The sequence below is a fragment of the Marinomonas phaeophyticola genome (genome assembly GCF_026966905.1).
Classification (GTDB): Bacteria; Pseudomonadota; Gammaproteobacteria; order Pseudomonadales; family Marinomonadaceae; genus Marinomonas; species Marinomonas phaeophyticola.
This window is the reverse complement of the sequence record NZ_JAPUBN010000011.1, coordinates 469223-487413: the sequence shown is the minus strand read 5'-3', so window position 1 is coordinate 487413 and position 18191 is coordinate 469223. Positions and strand designations below refer to the sequence as shown.

Sequence of the window (18191 nt, the reverse complement as noted above, 5' to 3'; positions counted from 1 at the left end):
CCTTCAACCTGCTCATGGATAGATCGCCCGGTTTCGGGTCTATTCCCAGCAACTAAACGCCCTATTAAGACTCGATTTCTCTACGGCTCCCCTAAATGGTTAACCTTGCTACTGAAAATAAGTCGTTGACCCATTATACAAAAGGTACGCAGTCACGGAACTAAGTCCGCTCCCACTGCTTGTACGTACACGGTTTCAGGTTCTATTTCACTCCCCTCGCCGGGGTTCTTTTCGCCTTTCCCTCACGGTACTGGTACACTATCGGTCAGTCAGGAGTATTTAGCCTTGGAGGATGGTCCCCCCATGTTCAGACAGGATACCACGTGTCCCGTCCTACTCGTTTTCATTGAAAAGGTGTTTTCGTATACGAGGCTTTCACTCTCTACGGCCAAGCTTTCCAGCTTGTTCTACTAACACCAAATCAACTTAAGGGCTAATCCCCTTTCGCTCGCCGCTACTTAGGGAATCTCGGTTGATTTCTTTTCCTTCGGGTACTTAGATGTTTCAGTTCCCCGAGTTCGCCTCATTAAGCTATGTATTCACTTAATGATACCCGCAAGCGGGTGGGTTTCCCCATTCGGAAATGTTCGGATCAAAGTTTGTTTATCAACTCCCCGAACCTTATCGCAGATTACCACGTCCTTCATCGCCTCTGACTGCCAAGGCATCCACCGTGCACGCTTGGTCACTTGACCATATAACCCAAAGTAGTTTTTTAATCCCTCACTTTTCTAAAAGAAAAGTCAGTATCAAAACAACACTCAGATCACATACCAACGATGCTTTTGTGTCATCACTGGATTTTACGATTTAGAAAGTCATCCAGGTTATTCTCAATAAAGAGAAAGATGCTTTCCACCGGTTTGACGCTTGATTATCGTCTATTTCAAAAAGTCACATTGTTAAAGAGCAAGTTTAGTGCAAAACACTAAGTCAGAAATTAACGCATAAGAATGCATAAATAATCGCAATGAATTATTTAGTGGTTAATGTCTTGCTTAAGGCTTTGACCAGATTGTTAGCAACAGAAGTCATACGCTAGGATACGTATTGAGTTAAGTAATAAATAATGGTGGAGCTATGCGGGATCGAACCGCAGACCTCCTGCGTGCAAAGCAGGCGCTCTCCCAGCTGAGCTATAGCCCCATATTGGTATTACTTTGTGTATTTGGCCATTCTATTAAAACCTTGTTTTAATAGAATTTGGTGGGTCTGGGCCGATTTGAACGGCCGACCTCACCCTTATCAGGGGTGCGCTCTAACCAACTGAGCTACAGACCCAAATACACAAGAATCAATTGATTCTAAACTTCTGTGCTTCTCTATAAATTAGTCATCAGATAATTTGTGTGAACGCTCACCAGAGCTTCGTATCGTTTAAGGAGGTGATCCAGCCCCAGGTTCCCCTAGGGCTACCTTGTTACGACTTCACCCCAGTCATTGACCACTCCGTGGTAACCGCCCTCCTCGAAAGGTTAAGCTAGCTACTTCTGGAGCAATCAACTCCCATGGTGTGACGGGCGGTGTGTACAAGGCCCGGGAACGTATTCACCGTGACATTCTGATTCACGATTACTAGCGATTCCGACTTCATGGAGTCGAGTTGCAGACTCCAATCCGGACTACGACGCACTTTGTGGGATTCGCTTACTATCGCTAGTTCGCAGCCCTCTGTATGCGCCATTGTAGCACGTGTGTAGCCCTACTCGTAAGGGCCATGATGACTTGACGTCGTCCCCACCTTCCTCCGGTTTGTCACCGGCAGTCTCCTTAAAGTTCCCACCCGAAGTGCTGGCAAATAAGGATAAGGGTTGCGCTCGTTACGGGACTTAACCCAACATTTCACAACACGAGCTGACGACAGCCATGCAGCACCTGTCTCAGTGCTCCCGAAGGCACTCCAAAATCTCTTTCGGATTCACTGGATGTCAAGAGTAGGTAAGGTTCTTCGCGTTGCGTCGAATTAAACCACATGCTCCACCGCTTGTGCGGGCCCCCGTCAATTCATTTGAGTTTTAACCTTGCGGCCGTACTCCCCAGGCGGTCTACTTATCGCGTTAGCTTCGCCACTAAGTCATTACAACCCAACGGCTAGTAGACATCGTTTACGGCGTGGACTACCAGGGTATCTAATCCTGTTTGCTCCCCACGCTTTCGCACCTCAGTGTCAGTATCAATCCAGAGTGTCGCCTTCGCCACTGATGTTCCTTCCTATATCTACGCATTTCACCGCTACACAGGAAATTCCACACTCCTCTATCGTACTCTAGCCTGCCAGTATCGGGTGCCATTCCAAGGTTGAGCCCTGGGCTTTCACATCCGACTTAACAAACCACCTACGCGCGCTTTACGCCCAGTAATTCCGATTAACGCTTGCACCCTCTGTATTACCGCGGCTGCTGGCACAGAGTTAGCCGGTGCTTCTTCTGAGGGTAACGTCACAGCAATCGAGTATTAATCAATTACCTTTCCTCCCCTCTGAAAGTGCTTTACAACCCTAAGGCCTTCTTCACACACGCGGCATGGCTGGATCAGGCTTGCGCCCATTGTCCAATATTCCCCACTGCTGCCTCCCGTAGGAGTCTGGGCCGTGTCTCAGTCCCAGTGTGGCTGGTCATCCTCTCAGACCAGCTAGAGATCGTCGCCTTGGTAGGCCTTTACCCTACCAACTAGCTAATCTCACGCAGGCTCATCTAATAGCGAAAGGTCCGAAGATCCCCTCCTTTCCCCCGTAGGGATTATGCGGTATTAGCATGCGTTTCCACATGTTGTCCCCCACTACTAGGCAGATTCCTACGCGTTACTCACCCGTCCGCCGCTCGACGCCTGTAGCAAGCTACATCGTTTCCGCTCGACTTGCATGTGTTAAGCCTGCCGCCAGCGTTCAATCTGAGCCATGATCAAACTCTTCAGTTTAAGATCTTTTGCTGATAAATCAGCGTGCTTACTCAAATTTAACTCTAACTAAACTTACATGTTTGTTTGATAAATCAAACAAACATGAACGAATTGAAAGTGTTTGGACTCTCGTAAGACTTCAAAATATTTTCGAAGTCTCCAGCGAGCGCCCACACAAATTATCTGATTAACTATTTTAAAGAGCGTGCTAACTAAAATAAGCACAAGAAGAACAAACTGTGTTGTTTTTCTTGTTGGACGCTTACTCGTTGTTCTGAGTGGTTGTCCGTGTCAGCGAGGGCGTATATTAAGGATCTACAGATTTAGTGCAACCTTTTTTTCATTTTATTTAAAAAAGTTTCTTTTAGCCTAATTACTAATGGAATTATGACAATCAAAGTCAACCAAATGGCGATTTCAGGGTTACTTTTTACCTGCCACCATAAATGTGCAATCACAAAGAGACTCGCTAGGTAGAGAAAACGGTGGACAGTCTTCCATTTTTTACCTAATTTTTTAATTATTCTCTTTGAGCTAGTTAGAGCTAGTACCAGCATAATTAAAAATGCTGCTACGCCAACATAGATGTAAGGCCTTTTAAAAACATCCTCACTAATCCAAACCCAACTAAAGCCAGCATGCAGCACTAAATACGCCAGTAAGTGAAGTGCACTATACCAAAAAGCCGTCAGTCCAATAAACCGCCTGTATCTTGATATGACTTTTAGTTTAGGGATTTTTGCTAAAATGGATAAGCTCAATGTCAAGCTAATAAAAATAGCCGACCATATACCGCTTAGCGTCATAAAAGGTTCAGCAGGATCAGGAAAGTATCTAGCAGAGAACAGTGAGTACAAAAGCCAAATCAAAGGCAAACAAAAAATGACGAATACAATCGGCTTTTCTTTTCTATCCCACATACACCCTATCCTATTCCGACTTAATAGTTCTTCACTAAATTCATACCTGAGTACAGGCTTGCAACTTCTTCTGAATATCCATTAAACATTCGAGTTTCAATGACATTAGGGAATAAGATACCACCTGGCAATCTACGCTCTTGCTTTTGAGTCCAGCGAGGGTGATCAACACCAGGGTTTACATTGGCATAAAAACCGTACTCTTGCGGAGCAAGCATTTTCCACGTTGTTTCCGGCATTTCTTCTACAAAGCGGATTTTCACGATCGACTTAATGCTCTTAAAACCATATTTCCATGGAACTACCAATCTAATTGGTGCCCCATTTTGATTCGGAAGAACACGGCCATACATCCCTACCGCTAAGAATGCCAGTTCATTCATGGCTTCATCTATCCTCAACCCTTCTCGATAAGGCCACTTTATATTGCCACCTCTTTGCCCTGGCATTTGTTCCGGGTCATGAAGTGTTTCAAAATATACATATTTCGCTTTTGAATTTGGTTTAAACTTTTTCAACACTGTCGCTAAAGAAATACCAACCCAAGGAACGACCATCGACCACGCCTCTACGCATCTCAATCTATATATTCGCTCTTCAAGTTGATTTTCATTAATGATATCTTCAAGAGCAAAAGTGCCGGTAATATCCGCTTCGCCTTCAACGACTATATTCCATGGATCAGTTTTTAAAGCGGCAGCATTACTTGCTGGGTCGCCCTTTCCATAACCAAACTCGTAAAAATTGTTGTATGTTGATGCCACATCAAAAGGAGCCGCCTTTTCACCAACCCCATAAGGCGTTTCAATGATTTTTTTAAATGCTGGCTGCAATGACTCAGGAACAGCTAGGTTATTACCACTCTCTTTCGACCACAAAGAAGAAGACCCTAACCCTAAAGCCGCCACAGACGACGCCTGAATAAACTGCCTTCTATTCAGGTAAATAGATTGATCTGTAACTTCATTATCTAAACAGTCCGATGCTTTTTTCATTTTAATAATCATGTTTTACTCCTTGCTAGTAAGTTAGTAGACATGACAAAAGCAAAAGGGTTCCAATCACAAAAAAAAGAGCCCTTACTTTTAAGTTTAAGTAAGGGCTCCTTTTTTAAAGCGGCATTGGATTATCTAAAATATTTAAAGAAAATTCCTAAAATGCCAGATGCACCATATAAGACAAAAATGCCCATAAGAACAATCGCTGGCTCCAAAGCAACCAGAACCAATACTAAAACAGCACTCAATAGCACAACAAATGGCACTCGACCTTTAAGGTCTAAATCTTTAAAACTACGGTATTTAATATTACTTACCATCAGTAACCCAGTAATAGGTACTAAGATAGCCATAACAGGAGCAAGATCCATACCTGATATACCCGTTTCATTCGCCGCCCAAATTACTCCGGCTACTATGGCCGCCGCCGCAGGACTAGGTAATCCAGTAAAATAACGCTTTTCTTCAACACCCAGCATAGTATTAAAACGAGCAAGCCTTAATGCGGCGCCAACAGCATAAATAAAAGCCGCTATCCAGCCAACCTTCCCTAATGGTGCTAGACACCAAGAAAAAGCCACTAATGCAGGAGCAATACCAAAAGAGACCATATCGGATAGAGAGTCATACTCAGCACCGAAAGCGCTTTCCGTATGTGTTAAACGTGCAACACGCCCATCTAATGCATCCAAAATACCCGCGATAAAGATAGCGGATGCTGCCTGAATAAAATCGCCATTCATTGCCGCAATTATGGAGTAAAAACCAGAAAACAAAGCTGCAGTTGTAAATATATTAGGCAGTAGGTATACCCCTTTACGAGGCTGCTTACGAGTCGTCATATCCGCCTCTATTTCAACTTCTACATCTGGAATAGGATCATTATCTTCAATTGACATATAGATTCTCTCTTCCTATTTAGTATTTTCTAAAGATTGAATTTTTTTGAAAGAGCGCTCAGCGGCCATCAAAGTAAAGTCAATATCATCTTTGGTATGGGCCTGAGAAATAAACCCTGCCTCATAAGCGGCTGGAGCCAAATATACGCCCTCTTCCAACATAAAATGGAAGAACAGTTTAAAACGTTCAATATCGCATGACATCATTTCTTTAAACGACGTTATAGCATTAGACTCTGTAAAAAAGAAACCAAACATACCTCCAGCATTCACAGCATGGAATGGTATACCGACTCTTTCAGCAGCCTTAAGAAGCCCATCAACAAGGTATTTCGCTTTTCTATCTAACTCTGTATGAAATTCTGGTTCGCTAATAATATCTAGAGCCGCAAGTCCGGCAACCATTGCAATAGGGTTACCCGACAAGGTACCTGCTTGATAAACAGGACCTAAAGGAGATATATGCTCCATCACTTCACGTTTACCACCAAAAGCTCCAACAGGCATACCTGCACCAATGACTTTTCCTAGCGTAGTTAAATCTGGAGTAATACCATATTTTTCCTGCGCTCCACCTAAAGCAACTCGAAACCCCGTCATCACTTCATCAAAAATCAACAAGGCGCCTGATGAGTCACAAACCTCTCTTAACGTCTCAAGAAAGCCCTCCACAGGAGGAATGCAATTCATATTGCCAGCAACAGGCTCCACAATAATACAAGCAATATCATTACCAACCTCTTGAAAACATTGCTTCACTTCGTCGATATCATTGTATTGAAGTGTAATTGTATGTTTTGCTAAGTCAGCAGGAACACCTGGGGAATTAGGCACCCCTAATGTCAGGGCACCAGAACCCGCTTTAACTAACAATGAATCAGAATGACCATGATAGCAGCCTTCAAATTTCACAATTTTATCTCGGCCAGTGAAACCTCGAGCCAATCTAATCGCACTCATCGTTGCTTCTGTTCCAGAATTCACCATTCTTACCATTTCCATGGAAGGAACCAGTTCGCACACTTTTTCAGCCATGGTAATCTCAACTTCTGTTGGCGCACCAAAACTCAACCCTAAATCCATTTGTGTTCTGATTGCATCAAGCACCTTAGGATGAGAATGACCAATAATCATAGGCCCCCAAGATCCGACATAATCTACATAACGCTGCTCATCTTCATCATAAATATAAGCGCCCTGCGCTTTATGAAAAAATATTGGTGTACCACCAACACCTTTAAATGCTCGTACTGGAGAATTGACTCCTCCAGGAATTCGATGTTGTGCTCTTGCGAATAATGCTTCTGATCGACTCATAAAAATAACCACGACTGAATAATGTTAAAACGGTCTAACAATAACTAAAATGACAATTAAAATTAAAATAGCAACAGGGACCTCGTTAAACCAACGATAAAAAACATGGCTGCGAGTGTTTTGATCCAATGCAAATTTTTTCAGTAACCTTCCACAAGCGTGGTGATAACCAAACAATAAGAAAACTAACGTTAGCTTGGCATGAAACCAGCCAGAACTCATATAATAACTTGCATTAAAAGAAACTAGCCAAATCCCCAGCCCTAAAACAGCGATAGCAGATGGCGTCATTATCCCACGATAAAGCTTACGTTCCATCACTTTAAAGCGTTCCTTACTGATAGCGTCATCACTGGATGCGTGGTAAACAAAAAGACGGGGTAAATAAAATAACCCGGCAAACCAACATATAACAGCGATTAAATGAAACGCTTTAACCCATAAAAACAACATACAACTATCTCGATAAAAGTGAATGGTATAATTTTGACTTTTCAACGACTTCCAACTGCTTTGTTTTTGGCAATTGGATCAAAGCGTGTTCAATCTGATGTTCATTAAACCACTTCAACATAGTCTCTAAAGAATCAGGAATAGCTACTATTTGAATGGTCTGAAAATCAACCATTCGCTCTAGATCAAGTAAAATTTCTCCATCTCGTTCTGTTATCCAAGACTGAGGTCCTAGCGCTAATGTCTCAAATTCTTTTAATAACTGATTACGGCGAACAACTTTAAATTGATCATTACTATGCTTTACAGCGACATAGTCTACCATAGTTGAACGTAAATCTTGTACCTGTTCGACGCTAGAGTATCGCTCAATGAGTAATATTGGAGCAGAAATTTTATCAATCGAATGATGCCTTAAGAAGCGCACAGAAGAACTAAGTTGAGACTCTAAGCCCATATAATGTAATCGCTCTGCAAAAAGAGATTGTTGCTGAAATACAACTCGAATAATCAAGCAAGATAAACCAATTACCATCATAGCAGGTAACATAATTTCTGATCGATTCGTTATTTCAATAATAGCGATCAAAGCCGTTAGAGGTGCCTGAAAAGTCGCGGCCATCATTGCCGACATACCAATCAAAGCAAATAATGGAATCGCAATATTAAATGGTATTCCGGTATCAACTAATAAGGCAACCTGAACACCAGCCAGCCCACCTATTAAAAACGTTGGACCAATCATTCCACCAGGAATACCCAAGCCAATACATAATCCGGTAAGTAAGAGTTTAAGTAAAAGAATAATAAATAATGGCGTCAATAAGGTTCCGCCATCTAATAGTATTGACAGCGAATCAAAGCCCGATCCAAGTACTTCAGGGAACAATCCCCCTAAGCAAGCCGTAATAAGGCCAACACATGCAAAACGCACAGCAAAGTGCCAATGAGAAAACAACCACAGTGCTTTTTGTATTCGATAGAAAGAAAATGAGAATAGAACAATAACCAAAGCCAGCAGTACACAAGCAAAATACACATTGAAAGAAAAATTTGGCAAGTCTATATTCGCAAAACTAAATAGAACTAATTCTCCCAGCAACCAACCACTCATTAAGGAAGCGGCCACCGAAGCGAGCAACACCGGCAGAATATAACTTAGCCGATACTCAAGAAGCACCACTTCAAGTGCAAATAGAACGCCAGCTAAAGGCGTTTGAAATAACGCCGATATGGCGCCGGCAATACCGCAAGCAACTAGCACCTCAACACTGGTAACAGGTAACTTAGCCTTACGAGCTAAAAAACTGCCAAAAGTGGCTCCAATATGAACCGCAGGCCCCTCTTTACCTATAGACAATCCACCAGCTAAACAAATAGCCGCTGCAAAAAATTGCACGATGGAATTAACAAAAGGTAAGTTGCCTTGATGGTTATTTAATCTTTCGATCACAAAGACCACCCCCACTTTTTGCGCACTTGGTGACACAATGAAAGTCATTATGATAAGAAGCAATGTAGAAATAATAGGGAAAAAGAAACGCTCTATTGTAGAAAGCTGTTCAAAGCCTTCAATATCTCCTCCCATGAATAAACTGGCTGGTAAGTGAATAATCCAATACAGTCCTCCCATCGCTAAGGCACTGATACCTCCTAACAGAATCCCCATCAAGGACAAAGAGAAGAGCGTATTTTCAGATGTTAAAGAAGATGAGAAAAAATCTTTTAAATTAACTCGCCTCAGACGATACTCCTCACTTTCAAGATGATACGGTTTTGGGCACTATTCAAGCAGTAAACAGAGAAATTCGCAAATATCTCTTATATAGAAAAATACGTCATGCACGTGCTCGAGGTTGCCATGTTCACCGAGCTTATCAGATACAAATAACACTCGCTAAGAACAGCTGCAACTCTAAGACTTATTTTTCGAAAGTATAAAAGATAAATAACACTGTTTTCATAAGATTTCTTCCGTTTTAAACAAGGACCTCCACTTCATCATAATACAATCTTTGCATACAATTTATGAAAAATAACATTCACCTTTTAGGATTTTTTTAACATGTCTATTTCACATATTATGCTTTGGTGCACCGCGATCATCTGGGGATTTGCTTTTGTCGCTCAAAGTGCAGGAATGGAAAATTTAGGCCCATACAGCTTTAACGCCGCTCGTTTCGCCATGGCTTCATGCGCGTTAATCCCATTACTTTTTCTTTTTCCAAGTAAACAAAGTTACCAATTTAAGAAACTGCTCATCGTTGGCTCTGTCGCCGGTGTTGTCTTATTCATAGGGTCTAGCCTTCAACAAATTGGCCTTTTATACACTTCAGCCGGTAACGCTGGTTTTATCACCAGCTTATATATAGTTCTTGTCCCCATTTTTGGGCTGTTGCTATCACAAAAAACCACTCGTAAAGCGTGGCTTGGCATTGCTGTTGCGATCGTCGGTTTTTATATTCTAACAATTGAACCCGGATTTAAAATTAATTACGGGGACGCATTAGAGTTTATTGGGGCAATGTTTTGGGCATCCCATGTCCTCGTCATTGGTTATTACTCTCGCCATTTACCCGCCATTCCGCTTTCCATTATTCAATGTATTATTACCGCCTTGCTATCTATTATTGCTGCGTCGGCTTTGGAAGATAATAGTATCGAAGACTTTAAAGCGGCGTGGTTACCTCTACTGTATGCTGGTGTCGCCTCCTCCAGTATTGCTTACACGTTACAAATTATTGGTCAGAAAAAAGTATCTGCCAGCATTAGTGCATTGATACTTTCTACAGAATCCGTCTTTGCTGTCATTGGAGGATGGCTATTTATGGGCGAAATCCTCAGTGCCAAAGCGTATGTGGGATGCGCATTTATCTTGCTGGGGATGATCATCAGTCAATGGCCACAGAAAAAGAATACCCTTGCAACTGCGGTAACCACAACAAGCTAAAAGACAAAAAATACAGGCAGCTAAGGCCAAGAACGAAGTGTTAGCTGTCTGTGATCTCAGTAACTTTCTCTATATTTTTAGGCATGTTTTCATTAATCGGCATCGACATGATCATTTTTGTATTCGTATCACTCAAATCTATTAAACGCTCTAGAAGGTAATCTAATGACGACATAGAGGTCACTCCCACTTTCAGAACAAACGCCTGTGGACCTGTTACGTTGTAGCACTCAATCACTTCATCCAATGTCATTATAAGAGACTTAAACTCTCTTTCTTTTGTACGATACACTTGGCACTCAACTAAAGCCGTTATGGGTATACCCATTTTTTCTAAATTGAAATTCGGCCTATAACCCGTAATCACGCCCTTTTCTTCTAATTTCTTAATTCTTTCTGCCACTGCAGGTGCAGACAAATGCACTCTTTTCCCCAGTTCAGCATAAGACATGCGTGCATTTTCTGATAATGCTTTTAGTAAGCTAAGATTAATCCTATCCATTTAGTTTCCCATTGGCTTGTTATAAAGTTGATTATAAGTTACCTCTCAATTCGAGGTATGAGCACCATATGAGTAATGATTTTTTGAACATTCGGTAAATGATCAAAGCTCTCCCTAATGGCATTTAATCGACTCATAGACTCCGCCTCTACAAAGACCATCAAATCCACATCACCACTAATTGAATGAGCGAGTTTTACCTCTGGAACAGCCATTAAAGGCGCCACGAGTAAGTCACATGATAAGGGTGAAAAAGTCATAGCAAAGTAGGCGCTCACTTTACCATTTGATTTTTCCGCAATTTTGGCGTGATAACCAGCAATCGTACCACTCTCCTCTAATCGCTTTAACCTTTCTGCCACAGCCGACCGTGAAAGGCTAATCGTCCGACTAATATCAGATATCGATAAACGGGCATCATCAACCAGCAAAGCCATTATTTTTTTATCAAAACTATCCAATTTCATTAGAATTTATCATACTCCAGCAGAATCACTTTTTAAGAGTCAATATCACGGAGATTTCCGTCATATTGCTAGGCGCTATCTATGTCAAAATGCCTTATCTTTATTCCATCAGATTGACACAAAATGAGAACATATCCAACATGAATGAATTCAAAAAGACACTTGGGCCATGGCAGGGAATAGCGATGACCATAACAACCTTTGTCGGAACAGGGTTAATGGTTTTACCGGCTATGTCCGTTACCGAGGCAGGCAATTTCGCCTTTTACAGTTGGTTAATAACCGTACTAATTATTATCCCCATTGCCATCGTATTTGCATTATTAGGTTCGCGGTTTCCTTCTTCAGGTGGTGCATCTCATTATATTGGTCAAGCCTTTGGAGAAACAGCTGAAAAAGCCGTTGGTTGGTTATTTTTAAGCATCTTATTAGTAGGGCCTAGTGTCGCCATCAAAGTCTGTGCTTATTATTTAGCCATTGTGTTGAATTTATCTGGAGAATGGGTACTGACTCTAAGTGTCGTAACCATTATTGGATTACTGTTGTTTGGTATTATCGGAATTCAAACTTCGGCAAAAATCCAAACCATGATTGCTGTTGTAATGGTAATGGCGGTTATTTTACTGGCCTTCCAAGGTAATATAATGGCCTCCACAGAAACCATTCATACCCCGCTATCTATCCCTGAATGGCAACAAGCGCTATCCGCTGTCAGTGTGGTTTTTTGGTGTTTTCTCGGAATAGAAGTTATGGCGCACATGGGTGCCGAGTTCAAGAATCCAGCAAAAGATTTTCCTATTGCCATGCTGGGCGGCATTACTGTAGTCGTTCTCACTTATTTAACTCTCGTCTTACTGATCAGTTGGCACCATACGTATGGTTCTGAAATGCAAGACAGTCAATCCATTGCCTTACTCGTTGAAAAGCTGATGGGGTTAACCGCCAGTAAATGGTTTTCAGCCGGCGCCTTTTTAATTTCGTTTGCGAATACCGCTATTTACATATTAGGTTTTGGGAGAATGGTACAGGCCCTTTCAAATAAAAAAGCCATGCCGAGTTATTTTAAAACCTTAAACAAATATGGCTCTCCTGGCAGAGGCATAGTGTTGGTTTGTGCTGTCTGTTTACTTTCCACTGTCGCAACTGAAATATTAAATTTAGAGCTCTCGTGGTTAATCGAAATGACAAATGGCACCTTCCTAATTATTTACTTGTTAGCAACAATTGCTTCATGGAAGTTATTTAATGGAAAACTGAAACTGCTTTCTTGCCTTTCTTTATCTGCTTGCTTAGTCATTGCCTATCAAATTGGTTTGGGTATGTTATTCGCTGCGGTTGCACTGACGGTTGCCTATCTTTGGGAACATTTTCAATCAACTAAATTAATCTCGGCCTCTATTAATTCAGAAGTTTAGCGTACAATGGCGACAAGAACGCTATTGATAACAACCTCTATTTCCCTATTTAAAGGAGCTTTATTATGCCATTACTAGACAGTTTTCGAGTAGACCATACACGTATGCATGCACCTGCCGTTCGTGTTGCCAAATCTATGGCGACGCCAAGCGGTGACCAAATTACCGTTTTTGATTTGCGTTTTTGCGTCCCGAATGAAGAGATCCTTTCAGAAAAAGGCATCCATACTTTAGAACATTTATTTGCAGGCTTTATGCGTGATCATTTAAATGGCGATCAGGTTGAAATCATTGATATCTCGCCAATGGGCTGCCGTACTGGTTTCTACATGAGCTTAATCGGAACGCCTACAGAAGAGAAAGTCGCAAGTTCATGGAAAGCCGCCATGGAAGATGTATTAAAGGTGGCGGCAAAAGAAGATATTCCGGAGCTAAATGAATATCAATGCGGCACTTATGAAATGCACTCTTTAGATGAGGCTAAAGAAATTGCTAAAAATATCTTACAAAGAGATGTGCAAGTAAACAGCAATGAGGAATTGTACTTAAGCGAAGAGTTTATTGAACAACACAGCTAAGCTGAATACACTTTTAAACAGAGCGGATCTTACTTTTTTGTAAACCGCTCTATTTATCTTCTACTTAATGGATAACGGAATTTTCTATGGGGTCTGTAGTGAACTTTATTTCAGGGTGGCTACTTTGTGCTAAACGAATAACACAAGGTTGAATATTTTCTTGCCAGAATCGAATTTCTTCTTTATTCATGGTTTCTAGCTTTTTCCACCCCTTTTCGGTACCAAATAAGCGCATTGGAGCCAACACTTCATCTGTGAATGATTTTTCATTACGATAGTTCACTCCCGATAATAACGCCCCTCTCATAAAGCCAACACACCATTCTTCTACCAATAACTCTGAACTTTCTTCATTATCGTATTCCATAAAAATAGGTTGACATTGACCACTGACAATCGTATCCATGGTCTCTACATACATAACAAAAACTAAATGCAGATATTCGTCCTGTTGCTCAATGGTTTCCCATGTCGGTTGATCTGCATCAGATCCCCAGATCGCAGGCAACCACACTTCCGGTAAAAGCGCATTATCAGCACAAGCTAATGAAGTCAAAAAGCCATCTAATTCTGAAACACACGTAATTGACCGGTCTGTACCAAAGTTAGACAAAAAGAAATCCAACCGATCATATAGAGCCGTTCCATTCAGCTCATTTTCAGAAACAGATTTATCTTTCATATAATACTCACTCAATACTTTCAAGAACCATAAAAGTCCTTTACCCTACATAAACTACTGAAATTATAACATGCATTACTAAGGTTACCCTCAATGAAAACATGGATCGCTTTGCTTACCCTTGCCATTTCAAATATGGCATCCGCACAAAACTTCTGGACTATTGAGGACAGATTAACATCAGTAGAAACGCTTCAAAATCAAGCGAGACTGCGTTCCGAACCTGAAAACATAATATTAGATCCACCCAACACACTAAAATCATCGACGCAGCAACAACAAGACCTTTCATTAACAGTAGATTTAGAATCTCTAAAAGTCAGCTTATTTTCTTTAAAAGGCAGTGAAAACTCATATAAAGATATAGAAATCCCTTTACCTAATGGTGAGTTTTCAACCTATCGATTTATCATTTCATCTATTGCTGCAGACGAACTATTAGCAAAATACCCAAATATGCTGACGTTTAAAGGCGTAGATATTAATGACCCAAAAAATATTGGGCGCTTTGATATCTCAGGCCAAGGCTTTAGAGGAATGTTCCAGCATGATGGTAAACTTGTATTTATTGATCCAAAACCAGATAGCTATAACTCGGAATACATCAGTTATTACTCAAATGAATCCACTTCCCCATCTCAAAATTTTATTGACGAAGTCATAACCCCAGAATTCACAGATACCTTATTAGCGCACGCAAGAGGAAGGTCATCAGATGAATTAAGAACTTTTCGTTTAGCTATGACGGCCAGCTATAAGTACACTCAGTTTCACAGCTCACAAATCAATAATTACTTTGTTGACCCTAAAACGGCCGCATTAGAAGAAATTAGCACATTAGTGAATCGACTGAACCTTGTTTTTCAACGTGACTTAAATATAAAACTCGAGCTAATTGGACGACAAGATGAACTCATCATCACTCAAGAAAGTAATGACCCATTCTATAGTAACTCCTCTTTGGACTTAAGCATCAATCAAGCATTTATTGATCAAACGGTGGGTAATGATGCTTATGATATTGGTCACCTTTTATCAACACAAGCAGAGTCGGGTATTGCAGGGCGAGCCAACCTAGGATCTGTTTGTTCTACCAATGTTAAAGGTGAAGGGTTTTCTGGTATCGATACGCCAATGAGTAATAGCACTTTTTTCTCCATTGTTGCTCATGAAATAGGCCATCAATTTGGCGCAGAACATACATTTAGCAGTACCGTAAATGAATGTGTTAACCAGATTAGTCATGGATCAGCTTATGAACCAGGCAGTGGTTCAACTCTTATGAGCTATGCTGGTAGCTGTGGTGTAGATAATCTACAAAACGCTTCAGACAACTACTTTCATTCACACTCTATAGAACAAATAACCAATTACATTTCTTCAGGCAATGGCCAATGCGGAACATCAACACCATCCAACAATTCCCAGGCAGTTATTGATGCAGGTAAAGACTTTACCATTCCAGCGAATACGCCTTTCATATTGAAAAGTACGGCCAGTGACAGTGATAATGACCTACTTACATATACTTGGGAGCAACTCAACTTAGACACAGCTTCTCCTGAAGGGATACTTTTTCGTTCATACCCTCCTTCCGAATCTCCTACTCGTTATCTTCCAAAGTTATCCAGCATAGCCAATAGCACACTAACGATTGGTGAATCATACCCAACAACCTCACGTGTACTTACCTTTAGAGTAACGGCAAGACAAATAGCCACCAATTCAAATAATCAAGCTTTTGGTACATCTTATGATGATGTCAATGTCACAGTAGATGCGCAATCAGGACCTTTTCGCATAACACAGCCTAGTGCCAATAGTGAATGGGATACGGGGCAGACTCATACTATAGAATGGGATGTTGCCAACACGGACCTATCCCCGGTTATGTGTAGTCACGTTGATATTTTAATGTCTTTAGATAACGGAGCCAGTTTCAGCGATTTATTTTTAGAGCGGAATACACTTAACGATGGACAGACTACCGTCCTTATTCCATCTGATTACAGTGCACCAAATAGCCGCATAATATTACAATGCAGTGATCAACGCTTCTTTACTATGTCGACAGCCAGTATAAATTTGAATAAACAAATTACGGATGAAGGAAATCAAACACCGTTTGACTTTTCTAACTCAAAATCAGGAAGCACATCACTGCTATTTCTAATAGGGTTGGGATTTATTTTGCGCTTCAAGTCACAACAACCAAATAAAGGCAAGAGGTAACCCATTGACCTGACTTTAATTACCCAAAATAGGATGATAAAAATAAATAAGCCAACAGAAGACCATTTTTCTTGGTTAATCCTTGGTGTTATTTTTTTATTTTGTGTTTGTGCTCCCTATACCAACAAATGGAAAGCCCTCCTCACCTTCTCTAAATCAAAGCCAGAACAGCTTTGGAGATTCGTAACAGGGCACTTCACACATTGGTCATGGGAGCACTTAATACTAAACCTTTTTGGTTTAGTCATTTTTTACTTCCTCTTTAAAAAAGACGTTTCTAGACATTCTCATCTTGGTCTACAAATTCTTACCGTAAAATCAATTATTAGTGCATTGACGTTTATTCTCTTAATCACTAATTTTTATATATTTTTTTATTATTCATTCGAATATTATCTTGGTTTTTCGAGTATCTTGTATGGTTTATATAGCTATTGTGCGGTACGCTGTTTAGTCATAGACAAGGTAATAAATGGGTTTATCTTATTAACCATTTTTTCACAAATACAGCCTTGGTTTACAACGTACAATTCAAGTACGCTAATAGGATTAACCTCAGCAACGGATGTACACACCATTGCTGTAACAAGTGGACTGGTATTAGCTGGTTATCACACTGTAAAACAGTGTTTCACTAAACGCATATAAGTAACAATAGAATCATAATGTTGTCTTAAATGTAAGGTATAAGGACCCCATGAAAGTACCAAATCGAATACAACCACTAGTCGAAGATGGCCTAATAGACGAAGTCATTAGTCGCCTTATGAGTGGCAAAGAAGCCACAGTTTATGTTGTTCGCTGCGGCGATAAAATACGTTGTGCAAAGGTATACAAAGACGCCGCCCAACGTAGTTTTAAAAATGCCGTACAATATCAAGAAGGGAGAAAAGTCAAAAATAGTCGTCGCTCAAGAGCGATGGAGAAAGGCTCTAAATATGGTCGCTCTCAACAAGAAGCCGCTTGGCATAACACCGAAGTTGATGCCTTAAAAAAATTATTGGAAGCGGGTGTTCGTGTTCCAGAGACATTTGGCTGTATTGATGGCGTTCTATTAATGGAGCTCATTACAGATGAAGATGGGCACGTTGCACCACGATTAGATGATGTCACCATGGATGCAGCTCAAGCTATAGAAGACCATCAGGTAATGATGCAATACATAGTGAGAATGCTGAGTGTTGGACTGATACATGGTGATTTGTCAGAGTTTAATGTTTTAGTCGATGAATACGGCCCTGTTATTATAGACCTCCCACAAGTTGTTGACGCGTCTGGCAATAATAATGCGCAATGGATGCTTACAAGAGATGTAGATAAAATAACCGATTACTATGCTCGGTTTGCTCCAGATCTAAAGCAAACGAAATATGCTAAGGAAATTTGGGCTTTGTATCAATCGGGTGATTTAACCGCTGACTCTGAATTGACGGGTCTATTCGTAGAAGATGAAACGAACGCGAATGTTGATGATGTTTTGGCCGAAATTCAAGCGGCTATTGCAGAAGAAGAGTCTCGACTAGAACGCATAAAAGCAGCAAACGAAGATGATGATTAATCAATAAAACAGCAAGACATTCCTCTCTCATGAAGCTATGTTTAACATAGTTTTCATGGGAAGGATCTTTATGTTTAAAAATATAAATAGCGTATTTATAGGCTTCATTTAGACGATAATTGGTTTTTCGCCGCACTGTAGCTTGAAACGCAAAAAGGCACAAAGTAATTCATGAAGAGATGGAACCAAGAAACAGTGCCGCCCTCATAAACACCTGGCCCTTGATTAATTAGATTCAACACAGTCCCTACAAATAAAGAGATTTTAAGCGCCGCTAAAACATTCTGCTTTAACATTACTATTTTTAGAAACCCCATACAGT

Annotated in this window: 16 protein-coding genes, 2 tRNA genes and 2 rRNA genes; 6 read left to right on the top strand and 14 right to left on the bottom strand. The window is 40.8% G+C overall.

The genetic code is table 11. The features are described from left to right. The 10 genes from O1D97_RS06190 to O1D97_RS06145 all read right to left on the bottom strand — a co-directional run. Positions 1-695, bottom strand: a 23S ribosomal RNA gene (locus tag O1D97_RS06190); the annotation flags it as partial. 375 nt (positions 696-1070) lie between these two features. Beyond that, a tRNA-Ala gene (locus O1D97_RS06185) sits at positions 1071-1146 on the bottom strand. 58 nt (positions 1147-1204) lie between these two features. Then, positions 1205-1281 (bottom strand) — tRNA-Ile (locus O1D97_RS06180). 97 nt (positions 1282-1378) lie between these two features. Continuing rightward, positions 1379-2916 (bottom strand): 16S ribosomal RNA (locus tag O1D97_RS06175). Positions 2917-3221: 305 nt separating this feature from the next. Beyond that, positions 3222-3818: a protein-methionine-sulfoxide reductase heme-binding subunit MsrQ gene (locus O1D97_RS06170; protein ID WP_269123844.1), complete on the bottom strand. Its 597-nt coding sequence runs from the start codon at positions 3816-3818 to the stop codon at positions 3222-3224. 20 nt (positions 3819-3838) lie between these two features. Further along, positions 3839-4825 (bottom strand): protein-methionine-sulfoxide reductase catalytic subunit MsrP, encoded by a 987-nt coding sequence (msrP, locus tag O1D97_RS06165; RefSeq protein WP_269123842.1) that lies wholly within the window; start codon positions 4823-4825, stop codon positions 3839-3841. 119 nt (positions 4826-4944) lie between these two features. Continuing rightward, complete coding sequence (pssA, locus tag O1D97_RS06160) at positions 4945-5715, bottom strand: CDP-diacylglycerol--serine O-phosphatidyltransferase (RefSeq protein WP_428981100.1); 771 nt, start codon at positions 5713-5715, stop codon at positions 4945-4947. A gap of 15 nt (positions 5716-5730) precedes the next feature. Beyond that, on the bottom strand, positions 5731-7032 hold the full coding sequence (gene hemL / locus O1D97_RS06155; RefSeq protein WP_269123840.1) for a glutamate-1-semialdehyde 2,1-aminomutase: 1302 nt from the start codon (positions 7030-7032) through the stop codon (positions 5731-5733). A 24-nt stretch (positions 7033-7056) separates the two neighbouring features. Continuing rightward, complete coding sequence (hemJ, locus tag O1D97_RS06150; RefSeq protein WP_269123839.1) at positions 7057-7485, bottom strand: protoporphyrinogen oxidase HemJ; 429 nt, start codon at positions 7483-7485, stop codon at positions 7057-7059. A gap of 4 nt (positions 7486-7489) precedes the next feature. Beyond that, positions 7490-9154, bottom strand: a complete 1665-nt coding sequence (locus O1D97_RS06145; RefSeq protein WP_269123838.1) for a chloride channel protein — start codon at positions 9152-9154, stop codon at positions 7490-7492. Between the two features lie 396 nt (positions 9155-9550). Between O1D97_RS06145 and O1D97_RS06140 the strand changes: the two genes are divergently transcribed. After that, a complete protein-coding gene (locus tag O1D97_RS06140; RefSeq protein ID WP_269123836.1) occupies positions 9551-10435 on the top strand; it encodes a DMT family transporter in 885 nt (294 codons plus the stop codon). Positions 10436-10475: 40 nt separating this feature from the next. Here the strand turns inward: O1D97_RS06140 and O1D97_RS06135 are convergent, their stop codons facing one another. Together O1D97_RS06135 and O1D97_RS06130 are read right to left on the bottom strand one after the other, a co-directional pair. Beyond that, positions 10476-10937, bottom strand: coding sequence for an Lrp/AsnC family transcriptional regulator (locus O1D97_RS06135; RefSeq protein ID WP_269123834.1), 462 nt, complete (start codon positions 10935-10937; stop codon positions 10476-10478). Positions 10938-10975: 38 nt separating this feature from the next. After that, the gene (locus O1D97_RS06130) at positions 10976-11404 is read right to left on the bottom strand and encodes an Lrp/AsnC family transcriptional regulator (protein WP_269123832.1); all 429 of its coding nucleotides are present in this window, start codon (positions 11402-11404) and stop codon (positions 10976-10978) included. Between the two features lie 89 nt (positions 11405-11493). Between O1D97_RS06130 and yjeH the strand changes: the two genes are divergently transcribed. Further along, a complete protein-coding gene (gene yjeH / locus O1D97_RS06125; RefSeq protein WP_330221442.1) occupies positions 11494-12819 on the top strand; it encodes an L-methionine/branched-chain amino acid transporter in 1326 nt (441 codons plus the stop codon). A gap of 65 nt (positions 12820-12884) precedes the next feature. Further along, on the top strand, positions 12885-13397 hold the full coding sequence (gene luxS, locus O1D97_RS06120) for an S-ribosylhomocysteine lyase (RefSeq protein ID WP_269123829.1): 513 nt from the start codon (positions 12885-12887) through the stop codon (positions 13395-13397). A gap of 64 nt (positions 13398-13461) precedes the next feature. On the opposite strand, the gene O1D97_RS06115 is transcribed toward luxS, so the two are convergent. Next, positions 13462-14079: a UPF0149 family protein gene (locus O1D97_RS06115; protein WP_269123827.1), complete on the bottom strand. Its 618-nt coding sequence runs from the start codon at positions 14077-14079 to the stop codon at positions 13462-13464. A 93-nt stretch (positions 14080-14172) separates the two neighbouring features. On the opposite strand from O1D97_RS06115, the gene O1D97_RS06110 reads away from it, so the two are divergent. The 3 genes from O1D97_RS06110 to O1D97_RS06105 are packed head-to-tail and all read left to right on the top strand — an operon-like array spanning position 14173 to position 17869. Beyond that, complete coding sequence (locus O1D97_RS06110; RefSeq protein WP_269123825.1) at positions 14173-16311, top strand: reprolysin-like metallopeptidase; 2139 nt, start codon at positions 14173-14175, stop codon at positions 16309-16311. Between the two features lie 33 nt (positions 16312-16344). Beyond that, the gene (locus tag O1D97_RS19855) at positions 16345-16959 is read left to right on the top strand and encodes a rhomboid family intramembrane serine protease (protein ID WP_428981099.1); all 615 of its coding nucleotides are present in this window, start codon (positions 16345-16347) and stop codon (positions 16957-16959) included. A 49-nt stretch (positions 16960-17008) separates the two neighbouring features. Beyond that, entirely contained in the window at positions 17009-17869 is an 861-nt protein-coding gene (locus O1D97_RS06105) for a PA4780 family RIO1-like protein kinase (RefSeq protein ID WP_269123823.1), read from the top strand. Positions 17870-17973: 104 nt separating this feature from the next. Here the strand turns inward: O1D97_RS06105 and nrtS are convergent, their stop codons facing one another. Beyond that, positions 17974-18186: a nitrate/nitrite transporter NrtS gene (gene nrtS / locus O1D97_RS06100; protein ID WP_269123821.1), complete on the bottom strand. Its 213-nt coding sequence runs from the start codon at positions 18184-18186 to the stop codon at positions 17974-17976. Positions 18187-18191 lie beyond the last annotated feature (5 nt).

Bases quoted from the DNA above. Each gene is read 5' to 3' on its own strand.
- yjeH (WP_330221442.1), top strand. From the start codon at position 11,494: ATGCCTTATCTTTATTCCATCAGATTGACACAAAATGAGAACATATCC.
- hemJ (WP_269123839.1), bottom strand. From the start codon at position 7,485: ATGTTGTTTTTATGGGTTAAAGCGTTTCATTTAATCGCTGTTATATGT.
- O1D97_RS06115 (WP_269123827.1), bottom strand. From the start codon at position 14,079: ATGAAAGATAAATCTGTTTCTGAAAATGAGCTGAATGGAACGGCTCTA.
- O1D97_RS06130 (WP_269123832.1), bottom strand. From the start codon at position 11,404: ATGAAATTGGATAGTTTTGATAAAAAAATAATGGCTTTGCTGGTTGAT.
- O1D97_RS06110 (WP_269123825.1), top strand. From the start codon at position 14,173: ATGAAAACATGGATCGCTTTGCTTACCCTTGCCATTTCAAATATGGCA.
- O1D97_RS06105 (WP_269123823.1), top strand. From the start codon at position 17,009: ATGAAAGTACCAAATCGAATACAACCACTAGTCGAAGATGGCCTAATA.
- O1D97_RS06140 (WP_269123836.1), top strand. From the start codon at position 9,551: ATGTCTATTTCACATATTATGCTTTGGTGCACCGCGATCATCTGGGGA.
- O1D97_RS06170 (WP_269123844.1), bottom strand. From the start codon at position 3,818: ATGTGGGATAGAAAAGAAAAGCCGATTGTATTCGTCATTTTTTGTTTG.
- msrP (WP_269123842.1), bottom strand. From the start codon at position 4,825: ATGATTATTAAAATGAAAAAAGCATCGGACTGTTTAGATAATGAAGTT.
- pssA (WP_428981100.1), bottom strand. From the start codon at position 5,715: ATGTCAATTGAAGATAATGATCCTATTCCAGATGTAGAAGTTGAAATA.
- hemL (WP_269123840.1), bottom strand. From the start codon at position 7,032: ATGAGTCGATCAGAAGCATTATTCGCAAGAGCACAACATCGAATTCCT.
- O1D97_RS06145 (WP_269123838.1), bottom strand. From the start codon at position 9,154: ATGGGGATTCTGTTAGGAGGTATCAGTGCCTTAGCGATGGGAGGACTG.
- O1D97_RS06135 (WP_269123834.1), bottom strand. From the start codon at position 10,937: ATGGATAGGATTAATCTTAGCTTACTAAAAGCATTATCAGAAAATGCA.
- nrtS (WP_269123821.1), bottom strand. From the start codon at position 18,186: ATGGGGTTTCTAAAAATAGTAATGTTAAAGCAGAATGTTTTAGCGGCG.
- O1D97_RS19855 (WP_428981099.1), top strand. From the start codon at position 16,345: ATGATAAAAATAAATAAGCCAACAGAAGACCATTTTTCTTGGTTAATC.
- luxS (WP_269123829.1), top strand. From the start codon at position 12,885: ATGCCATTACTAGACAGTTTTCGAGTAGACCATACACGTATGCATGCA.